We start from the raw sequence: 10,674 nt of genomic DNA, 5'->3' as shown, positions 1-10,674 counted from the left end.
GCTCCCACAACCCGTCCGGCACCATCCGCTCGACCAACTCGCTCGACACGCGAACAGCATGCCGCAAGATCACACCAAACGAAATGAGCTGTAAGTGAGAGCAGGACCGTGGCCTCGATGACGGCCTAGCTGGGCTTGGCCGGGGTGGGCTCGGTGGAGGGTTGGGTGTCGGGCGCGGGCGTGCGGGGCTCGGGGCGGCTCTCTTGCGTTGCGGGATGGTTATCGCTTGCCCCGCAGGGCACGCAGCACTTCGGCGATGGCTGACAGCACTCCCGCACGGTGCTCTGATTCAGTGCCGTCGAGGGCGGCCCGCGTCAGGAGAACGGCCGTAACCGCCGCGATCGCGAACAGCGTCACTGTCGTGATGGTCCACACCAGTTTAAAGCTCATCGTTGATTCCTTCGTTTCCGATTCGCCACACCCTCGTGGCGGGCAGAATCGAGCGCATCGCAGAGCCCTGCCCGGCGTCCGCATTCACCGGATGCGCCGGACGCAGTTGGCAACAGCGCAGGTCAGGGGTGCTGTCCGGTCCGTTCGCCACCGGATGGACCGGACGAACAGAGAGCAGGCGGGGGGACGGTGCGGCCTTGTCCACACAGCAGATCGATCACCCAGGCAAAGCGGCCCTGGCGGAGGAACTGAGGAAGGCCGAGGAACGCACGAAAGCGGCTCTCGCTGAGAAGTGCGGTTGCGCGCGGAAGTCGACGACCACTGGAAGCGGGAGAGCCCTCCCCGGGAGGCGGCCTCAGGAGGAACACACGAACGCACCTGTCGTCGAGAAGTGTAGGAAGTGCACGAGGGAGGCCAACGCCGCGGGGAGCGGAAGAGCCATTCCCAAGAAGTGGTCCCGGAACGAGGTCATCCGCCGTGCCAACCCCGGCGGGCTGCTGAAGCCAACGCCCTCCACGGTGGGCGATTGGTTCAGCCTGGGCCGGGCCCCAGACGACTTCATGGAGCTGTGGCGGTTGGTGGAGGTCATGCTCGAGTGGCAAGGCATCCCGGCTGGTCCAAAACGCGAGGGAATGCGGCGCTTCTGGAAACAACTGTGGGAGCAGGCCCGCCAGCCCGGTCCGGGCGTATCGAGCTCGGTGGAGGCCCCCACGCCGCCACCAGGTCAGCCCGTCGGCGAGCTTGACCCCATCAGGGTCTTGGAGGTCCATCCCTCGATCGAGCCGCGCAAGGGCAACAGCGGCAGCCACAGCACGCTTCCGTTGTACGTCGAGCGAGAGCACGACAGGCTGCTGCGTGAACAGATCGCTCACGCCGTTCACGGCAGCCGCGCGGTAGTGCTGGTAGCCGACTCCTCCACCGGCAAGACCCGGGCCCTGTGGGAAGCTCTTCAGACGTTGCCTGACGGATGGCGGGTATGGCGCCCGGCTGACCTGAACGCGCTCCTCAACGGGCTGACCAGCCACCCGACCCTGGAACGGACCGTCCTGTGGCTGAATGAGACCCAGCGCTACCTGTACACCCCGCACGCGCCCCAGGAAGGCGAAAGAGCAGCCGCCGCCCTGACCGAGCTGCTCAACCAACCCAACAATGGTCCTGTCTTGATGCTGGGCACCTTATGGCGCCGTACCCGTGCCCTGCTCACCGCATCTCCCGCCAGTGGCTCACCTGCGGAAGACCCCCACCAACACGCGCGCGCCCTGCTTCGCTCAGCCACGGTCATTCCCGTTGCCGACTCCTTCGACGAGGCTGCTATGGCCGGCTTGCGCTGCCTGGCTCCCAAGGATGCGCGCCTCGCCGAAGCCTTCGATCGCGGCGGTGTCCGCATCACCCAATACCTCGCCGGAGCCCGCGAACTGATTTACCGCTACGACCACGCGCCTGTAGAAGCCCGAGCCCTGCTCGACGCCGCGGCTGACGCCCGTCGCCTGGGCGTCGGCGAGTTGCTGCCCGAGGCATTTCTGCGCAAGGCCGCGACGGCCTACATCGACTCCGACTACTGGAGCACCCAGGACGATGCCTGGCGCGCCACCTGGTTCACCCACGCCACCGACTACACCCGCCGCCACAGCCACGGCATTCCAGGTCCCCTGGTCGACATCGCTCAACCCGGCCAGCTTGCCCCCTCCAGGGCGCACTACCGGATGGCCGACTACCTCCACCAGCACGTCGCCGCTACACGCCGCTACCACTCGCCCCCGGCAGGCTTCTGGGATGCCGCAGCCGACCACCTGCACAACCCCGACGACCTCACCGCACTCGCCTTCGCCGCCGAGTATCGGTTGCGGCTTCGCTATGCCGATCGGCTATTCCGCGCCGCCGCCGACGCCGGATCCACCTACGCTCTCCACCGGCTCGCTCTGATGTTGGACCAAGCAGGCCATCGCGACGGGGCCGAGAGTGCTGCTCGACAGGCGGCCGACGGAGGGGACTACGCCGCGCTGCACACTCTCGCCATCATGCGGGAGGGCGACGGCGATTGGCATGGAGCTGCCCGGCTGTACAGGGCGGCCGCAACCACAGACGTCGTTTCGCGGTACGGACTGGTTCGAATGCAGCGGAGATGCACTGAGCGGAACCTTGTCACACGGCTGTACCGCGCGGCCGCCGACACGGGCGCAGTCTGGGCCCGGTCCTTTTCCCCGAGATCGAAGAAGGCCGGCGCCGCAGACCGGGCCCACGTGCTCGACCGGCAAGGCGCAGACAGCGAGCGGACTGGCGCCCTGTACGTTCTCGCCCTCATGCATGCCTACGACGGCGACTTGGACAGTGCCGAGCGCCTCGCCTGGCAGGTTGCTGGCGCCGGAAATTTCGGCGCCCTGTACATCGTCACCCTCGTGCGAGAGGCGTGCGGCGACGTGGAGGGGGCGGAACGGCTCGCCCGGCAAGCCGCCGACGCCGGCGACACCGGCGCCCTGCACCGGCTTGCTCAGGTCCGGGAGATGAAGGGTGACCTGGAGGGGGCGGAATGCCTGGCTCGGCAAGCCGCCGACGCCGGCGACGACGACACCATGCACCAACTGGCGCGGATGCGAGAGACGTTCGGTGACCCGGAAGAGGCCGACCAGTACCGCGCCGCCGCCGATGACGGGGACAGCCAGGCTCTGTTTGCCCTCGCGCGGATGCGGGAGAAGGCCGGTGACCTGGAGGAAGCCGGCCGGCTGTACCGTGCCGCGGCCGATGCTGGGGACCGCGAGGCCCTGTTCGCTCTCGCTCAGATGCGGGAGAGAGCCGGTGACCCAGAGCAGGCCAGTCGGCATATTCGCGCAGCTATCGACGCCGGGCACGCCGCCTGGCTGTATCGGCAGTGCAGCGAAGACGATGAGTTCGAAAGGCACATCAGCCGGTACGGGCTGAAAGCCGACGGCAGCCTTGCTGAAGCATGGTGGTAGGCCAGAGGTTCGCTCCTGCTATCCGCCCCCTGCTCCCGTTGACGCATCACGGCCGAGCAGGAGGCACCGAGGAGAACGTGTGCTTATTGATCTTGATTGTTTGAGTCGGGGGCCTGGCCTGTGGGCTTATCAGGTTTGGGGCTTGCAGGTTGGCTGTTGCCAGCCGCGGTGTCCATGTCGCGTGGGGTCCAGTTACGGATCGGGGCTGGGGCGCCGACCAGAAGCTGGTCGATCGCTTCGATGTAGCGGCCATAGCGGCCGGGTGTGTGGTTGAGGGGGATGCCGAAGGCGTGCAGTGCGCTGTGGGTTCGTCGGTCGTAGATGGCCATGCGGTCTGGTGCGGCTGCTGCGAGGACGGCGGAGGCGAAGGCGTCGCCGGTGCGGAAGCCCGGTAGTGAGGTCAGGCCTGCTCGGCCGGCTTGTGCTGACGTACCGCGGCTGAGGGAGGTGTCCCGGGCCGCGGTCGTGGCTGCGGCGGTTGCGCGGCGTACGTCGGCGTCCTGGAGGGCCATGAGTTCGGCGGCCCAGGGTGTGTCGGCTCTGAGTCGTTTCCACATCAGCAGTGCTCCGATGTCGGCTTTGCCGATGTCCCCGCTGGTGTGGGCCACGTGTTGCAGCGTCTCGTCGTAGTACGGACTCACGGTGTCGGTGTAGGCCTGGCGGGCGGAGGCGAGGCGCTGCCATTGCATCACCGTGAAGAGGAACTGCCGGCGGGCCGCCTCCTGCTGGCGCTCCTTGCTGGCCGGCCCCTCCTCCGTCACCTCCACCACCCGGTACAAGCCCTGTGTCCCGTACATGCCGCCCGGCCGCTCGTTCTCCTGACAGACCTTCCCACGGGCTTCCTCCACCGACCGCGCGTAGGCGTAGTTCGTCAGCATGGCCGCCCCAGGGTGCGCGTCATCCGTGCGCTGCGCCACGGCCCGATAGCGCGTCAGGTCCACTCCGTCGGAGGCCGCGAACAGCTCCCCGGCCACCGGGACACGGGATCCGAAGTTGAGACGTCTTACGGCAGTACCCCCTGCCTCCATGCAGGCCGCCTGAGAGGCCGACCACCACTTAGCCGGCAGTGCCCCTCACGAATACATAAACACAGATGACCACACATGTGTCCTGCGAACGCTCCCTGACCGCGGTGTCCGGAGCCATGCCGATGAAGGACAGGCGGTGAGCGATGGTTGAGGCGGTCTGGGATGCCGTGCGGAACGTACCGGCCTGCCGGTTGGTGGAGATTCCACGACGACGGCTTACCGACGATTCCGATGGCGCTGGGCGGGATGACTCGCGGGATCAGCGGCTGGCGGCGCTGGTGTCAGCCTGCCACGGTAGCGAGTCCGTGCTGATCGGCTGGCGGCGAGCGCAGGCTGCGGGTCCGGTAGAGGTGTATGTCGGTGGTCAGGCGCTGATCACCGAGGCTGACGCCGGTACGGCGGTGCTGAGCCTGCCGGCGGGCGGACGTGGCCAGGTGCTGCCGCCGGGCGCGGTCGCGGAGGTGATGAACGGCCTGCCGCACTGGGGGCGGATCGGCGGGTTCACCGACGGCCTGCTCATCGACGACCATCCGGACACGGCTGGGCCGATGATGCGCCCGTCGCTGGAGGACTGCCTGCTGTCGGTGTGGAGGGAGCCGTTCGCGTGGCTGCTGCTCGCCGAGCCCGTCCCAGATCGCCTTCGAGGGCCTGCACCTGCCCACCAGCAGTGAGCAGCACGAAGCCGACACCCTCATACTCCTGCTCGCCAAGGGCGTCATCGACTACCTGGACGTCAAGGCCCTCCGGCGCCTTCCCGGGGTGACCGACTCCAAGGCGCAAAGGATCAACTGCCTCGAAGCATGGGTCTCCTCCAGCGGAGGTGACAGCGACGCGCTGATCCGCCCGTTGCGTGTCCTGCAAGGCCTCCGCTCCACCGGCCCTGCCCACTTGCGCGGCAAGGACTGGCACGCCACCCTGACGCGCGCCGGGTTGGACGGACTGAGACCCGATGAGCAGTTCGTGCAGGTACTCACTCTGACCGGTGACGCCCTCAGCGCGCTCGCCGAGCATGCCGAGTCACAGCGCCAGGCCAGCGAGTAGGCAGTTCGCGGTCCCCCGCAAATTCCACTGACAGTCTCTGTTCAATTTCGTGTATGACTGGCGCGGAGTCATACAGGGGAGGGCAGCCTGTGGGTAAGGCGTCGTCGGGGAAGCGCGCGGCCAAGGCAGGCGGTACCCGCGATCACACAGTGCCGCAGATGTACTTGAGGCACTTCGCTCAGCACGTGGCACGCCGCAAGTACGAGCTGAAGGTGCGGCGGCTGGACAAGGTCGACGAGCCGTTTCCGGTGACGCCTACGGGCATCGGTGCCGAAACCGGCTACTACTGGGGCATAAGCAGTACTGGAGCACCTCACCACGCTGCCGAGGAGTTGTTCACTCACCTTGAGGGCCGCTCCGAGACGGTGCTGAATATCCTGCTGGACGACCCTGATTGGGCTCTCACGCCGAACTGGCCGTTGGACCCAGCTCAGCGCCATGCGCTCGCGTGGTGGATGGCTGCTCAGATACTGCGCACCACCCGGCAGCGGAAGCGCCTCGCCCACCGGCAAACAGAGGCGGCGGACATTGCAGCGGTGCCGCTGGAAGTGCAGAAACTTGCTGAGAACAACCCGCACCTGCGCTACATCGTGGAGAACATCGTCACGCTGGCGATCACATTGGAGGCCCGGCCGTGGGCGCTTGGCTTCAGCGACATGTGCCTACTGACCAGCGATACCCCGGTCGTCATCTGGAACCGCCCAGACGACGAAAACCAGGTACGTGCCGCCGCACTGAGCAACATCATGCTCCCGCTGGATCCGCATCGCTTCCTGTTCCTGCCCGGCCCTGCCACCCAAGAGACCGATCCACGCAAACGTGTAGATCACTTGATGCACGCGGAAGGCGCTCTTGGCATGGCGCTCGTGCAGGTGGCCTACGACGTTGCCGACCAGTTCATCGTCCACCATCCGCAGCACGACCCTTGGATGCACTGGAAGCCGACCGGACCCGGACAGCTGGCCGACCCGCAGTGGCGCCTGGAGGCCAACGGGGGCCGGCACGCCAGCGGCATCCTGTTCCGTCCCGACGCAGCCGGCGTCGACCAAGCTCACCATGCCTCTCCGGTCACCCACGGCTACATCGTCGGCGTCTTCGCTCACCCCGCGAACCCCGCCACCAGTTCGTTGACCGTCTGGGTTCGCATCGCCACCACCGCCCCCTACCTGCAAGCCAATTGGACCGAGGGCCTGCACCTCGCCGACGCCCCCACCGATCACGAGCGCAGCATCCAGGCCGACGCCCTGTGGCGTGAGCTGGGCACACGCCAGATACTTTCCGCCCGGGCCATGGCCGAGAAGCTCTACGGCACCGCCCCACGCTGCCTCACCTACCTCGACACCGCCCTGCGCCCACCCGTTCCCTCGCTGCTCAGCCAGCAGCTGACCGAGATGGAGCCCCACGACATCGGCCGGTCCCTGATCGCCCTGTCGGGCATGACACACCTGCTGGAGGAGGAAGAGGACCTGCGCGGCCAGGCCCTGGAACACCAGATCAACCTCGACAAGGCCCAGACGGAGCACGCCCAGGCGCTGCTCGCAGAAGACGACGTGATGAGCGGCGTGCACGCCCGCGAGGCCGCCCGCCTCGCCCTCCAGCGCGGTCACGAGGCATGGCGCCGCTACCTTGCCGCCTCCTTCCGCGACGCCCACGACAGCGACCAGCGCATCGCCGCGACCATGGAGGAGGAGAGGCAGGCGGCCGCGACAGTCGCAGACTTGGTGCAGGACGCCGAGGACCATGTGACCTCGTTCGGTTCCGCCGCGGACCTCGCCACCCAAGAGAGCGAAGCCCGCCAGACGTGGTCCGACGCCCAAGAACATGCACGCGAACTGTCCAGCAAGATGACGGAGTTGACCACCCAGCAGGCGCTGCTGCACAGTCAGCGGACCACGCTCCTGCCTCAGGCACAAGGCTGGGACGGCAGCGACTGCGCCACCGCGGCCGCCCGCCTGGAACGACGCCAACGCGATCACGCCAAGGCTGAGCTGCAACGCCTGGATGCCGAAGACATCGCCACCCGAGCCCGCACCCACCTGCACAACGTCGAACGGGGCCGCAGCGGGAAGGCCGGCCACGCCATCGATCTGCTGAGCGAACACCGCATCCCCGCGCACGGCCTGCTCGACCAGCTCAACGTGGACGAGGTCGCCCGCCCCGCGTGGGAACCGCGTCTGGCGCCCTGGCAGGACGCGATCGTCGTCGAACCCGAGCATGAAGAAAAGGCCCGCCGTCTTCTGCATGCCGCTCTGCCCGGCGCGCAGATCATCTCATCCGACGAAGGGCAAGAACGCCTGCCCGAGGGCATGCACAGCACCCTGAACGTGGCACGCTTCCTCGGCACCCTTCAAGAACGTCTGATCCCCTCGGCCGACGGCGCTGCCGTCCATGACCAGGGGCTGGCGCTGACCGTGACGGGTGGCTTCACGACCCCGCTGGCTGGCCGCGAAGCCCGGCTCCGACAAGCCCGCGACGATCTCACAGCCGCCGAGCAGGGCATCGCTGAGGCCGCCGAGGCCGTGACCGTTGCCGCCGCTGCCCTCGCCCTGGCCACGACCCAGCATGCGGCCGCCGAGGCCGCTGAAGAACTCGCACGCCTCCGCACCCGAGAGAACGACCTTCAGACCCAGATCGACGAACTGACCGGCCGCGTCAACAAGGCCGCGCACGACGAACAGAAGCTCCAGCAGACATGGAAGGAAGCCGTGGCCCGGCACGCCTCCCACGAGCAGCTCCTCGCCAATGCAAAGCTCAAACTGGAAGCGGTCAGCAAGGCGCTCAAGGAACGGCACCGCACCCTGGCGGCTCTTGAACGCCAGCGCAGCCAAGTCGCAGCAGCCCAGTGGCAGCTGCAATGGGACGGCACCCTCGAAGACGCCGTCCGCCTCCTGGACCCGGCATCGGACCAGGCTCGTTCACCCCGGCCGGCGACCCTGCACCGACAGGCGCAGGACGAACTACGCAAGGCCTACGAGTACTACGGGCTGGACGGCACCCCAGGCGCAGACGTCGGCGAAGACCTCCGCGCCGGAGAGGAGACGATGCGGGCCTTCTCCGACACCGACCCTACGGTCCTGCCCACCCTCACCTTCACCGACGTGGCAGCACCGCTGGACAACCGCCTCGCCGGCCACCGCGACCAGGACGAAGTGGCCGCAACGCGCATTACCCGCGACCAGCACGCCCGGGAACAGGCGATCGCAGAACTCACCACCGGGGTCGCCACCTGCGTCCGCAACCTGGAAACCCTCCAGGACATGATCGAAAAGCACCTTGACGGCCTCTTCGCCCAGATCAGTGCCGCCTTCAATGACCTTGACCTGCGTGGCGACGGCCACGGAGCCAAGCTCGAGCACATCAGCGTCCGCCCCCAGGGCGCCGGTGACTGGCAGTGGCAAGTCATCCCGCGGTGGAAACGCTCCCGCAGCGGCGGATATGTCTCCTACCGAGAAAACGCCAACAGCGCCCAGGTCAAGGTGCATGCCATCCTGCTGGTCCTCGCGGCACTCCTGGCCGACTCCCAGACCCAGGGCAGAGTCCTGATCCTGGACGAACTCGGCAACAGCCTCGGGGAGGTCAACCGCAAGGACATGCTCGCCGCCCTGCGTGACGTCGCCCGTGACCAACACCTGACCATCCTCGGCACCTGCCAGGACAGCGTCCTCGCCGACGCCGCCGATGTCTGCGGGGAACTGCTGTGGTTCGTCCACGCATCAGCGGCCGACATCATCAACCAGCCCACCAGCATCTGGGCCTTCGACAGCAACGGTGACCGTACCCAACTCACCGAAGACTGGATCACCGCAGGACGCGCCCATGTCTGATCCCACCCCCAGGCCTCCACTCCTCATCGGCGAGGCACACGGCCGCGAGACCGTCCCCTTGCGTAACCTGCCGCCGGGCATCACCGCCGTCACCCTGCCGCGCATCACCAAGGACGCCGACGACACCATCCACGTGCGCGTCCCCAGGGACCAGCGACGGCGGGTCAGTCCCCGGCAGGTCGACCTCGTCGCCGACCACCCCGTCAGCCCCTATGAGCCGCCGCCCGCCCTGACCACCCGACAACTGATGAAGGTCCTGCGGACCAAAACCACCAAGCGCTGGCCCACCATCCAAGCCGACCTCGGCGACAACGCCTGGCAGACCGTGGTCGACCTCATCCGCTGCGGCGCCGTCATCCTGCGCTGCGACGTCGTCAACGGCACCGCCTACAGCCCGCGGTCATGGACCCTGACCCAGTCGTGGGCCGAACTCGCCGAGGACAAACTCGCCGAACTCCAAGGCCGCCAGCACCCCGAAGACCTGCACCGCGAGCTCCTCGACGTCATGTCCGGCGTCCCTCAACTCGCCCATGAATACGTGCTGCTGGCCAAGACACCACCCGGGCGCGTCCTGAAGATCCCCGAAGGCACCGCCACACGAGCCGAGGATTGGCGCGTGTACGAGGTCGCCATCCGGGCGGCTGGCATCTGGTGGCCCGCCCAGGACACCCCCCGCAAGATCACTGCCAAGGAACTCGCTGGACGCAGCCTGCGCAACACCAAGAGCGCCTGGACCCCAGCCAGGCAGCAGGCCTTCTCCAACCTGATCGGCATCCCCTTCGACCAGGCCGTCGACAAGGCCGACACCGAACTACGCATCCGCGGCCCCCTGCAGTGGCGCGTCGGAACCGTCATCGCCGATGCGGCAGCCTGCAACCCCTGGCTCGCCCTTCCCGCCCGCGGTGTCCGCGCCCTCGGCATGATCGCCTGTGACGCCCAGGGCATCTTCCTGATCGAGAACGAGGACACCTTCGAACAGGTCTGCAAGATCCCGGAGATCGCCGATACCTGGCTGTGTATCTGGGGCAAGGGCTACGCAACCGACGGGCTGGCCGAGTTCCTCCGCGGCCTCGAAGGCCTGCCCGTTGCGGCATGGGGCGACCTCGACGCCCACGGCATCCGCATCATCGGGAACCTCGCCGACCGCATCGGGCGGCCCGTCGCCCCCGTCGCTATGACCGTCGACCTCTACCGTGCCGGCACCAAATACCACCAGGAGCCCGCGAAACTGGAGGAGAACCGCAAGCTCGCCGCCCGGCTCGCGCACCAGGCCATCGAGGCCCTGCGCGATCTGGCCGACGAGATCGCCCGAACCGGCGGGCACGGCTGCGAGCAGGAGACCCTCTACGACGATGTCCTGCCCGCACTCCCGGGCCTGCTGAAAGCCGTGCCGGTGCCCGACAACTGCTGACCTTGCGGCACACGACAGAGCGGGGCGGT

At 67.7% G+C, this 10,674-nt stretch carries 7 protein-coding genes; 5 read left to right on the top strand and 2 right to left on the bottom strand.

The features are described from left to right. Positions 1-219: 219 nt before the first annotated feature. Entirely contained in the window at positions 220-390 is a 171-nt protein-coding gene (locus tag ACZ7DL_RS38155; protein ID WP_470781560.1) for a hypothetical protein, read from the bottom strand. A gap of 518 nt (positions 391-908) precedes the next feature. On the opposite strand from ACZ7DL_RS38155, the gene ACZ7DL_RS38150 reads away from it, so the two are divergent. Then, positions 909-3,341, top strand: a complete 2,433-nt coding sequence (locus ACZ7DL_RS38150) for a hypothetical protein (protein WP_470781558.1) — start codon at positions 909-911, stop codon at positions 3,339-3,341. Between the two features lie 83 nt (positions 3,342-3,424). Here the strand turns inward: ACZ7DL_RS38150 and ACZ7DL_RS38145 are convergent, their stop codons facing one another. Then, positions 3,425-4,315, bottom strand: coding sequence for a hypothetical protein (locus tag ACZ7DL_RS38145; RefSeq protein WP_470781557.1), 891 nt, complete (start codon positions 4,313-4,315; stop codon positions 3,425-3,427). A gap of 197 nt (positions 4,316-4,512) precedes the next feature. Between ACZ7DL_RS38145 and ACZ7DL_RS38140 the strand changes: the two genes are divergently transcribed. From ACZ7DL_RS38140 to ACZ7DL_RS38125, 4 genes are all read left to right on the top strand, one after another. Continuing rightward, positions 4,513-5,040 (top strand): hypothetical protein, encoded by a 528-nt coding sequence (locus ACZ7DL_RS38140; RefSeq protein ID WP_470781555.1) that lies wholly within the window; start codon positions 4,513-4,515, stop codon positions 5,038-5,040. Positions 5,041-5,128: 88 nt separating this feature from the next. Continuing rightward, positions 5,129-5,410 carry a hypothetical protein gene (locus ACZ7DL_RS38135; RefSeq protein WP_470781553.1) on the top strand — a complete coding sequence of 94 codons (282 nt, stop codon included), beginning with the start codon at positions 5,129-5,131 and terminating at the stop codon, positions 5,408-5,410. A gap of 53 nt (positions 5,411-5,463) precedes the next feature. After that, positions 5,464-9,234, top strand: coding sequence for a DUF4238 domain-containing protein (locus tag ACZ7DL_RS38130; RefSeq protein ID WP_470781552.1), 3,771 nt, complete (start codon positions 5,464-5,466; stop codon positions 9,232-9,234). After that, entirely contained in the window at positions 9,227-10,645 is a 1,419-nt protein-coding gene (locus ACZ7DL_RS38125; protein WP_470781550.1) for a Wadjet anti-phage system protein JetD domain-containing protein, read from the top strand. Before ACZ7DL_RS38130 ends, ACZ7DL_RS38125 begins: the two co-directional genes overlap by 8 nt. Positions 10,646-10,674: the final 29 nt, after the last annotated feature.

This window comes from Streptomyces sp. NPDC036984 (genome assembly GCF_055607665.1).
This window is presented reverse-complemented; position numbering and strand designations above follow the sequence as displayed.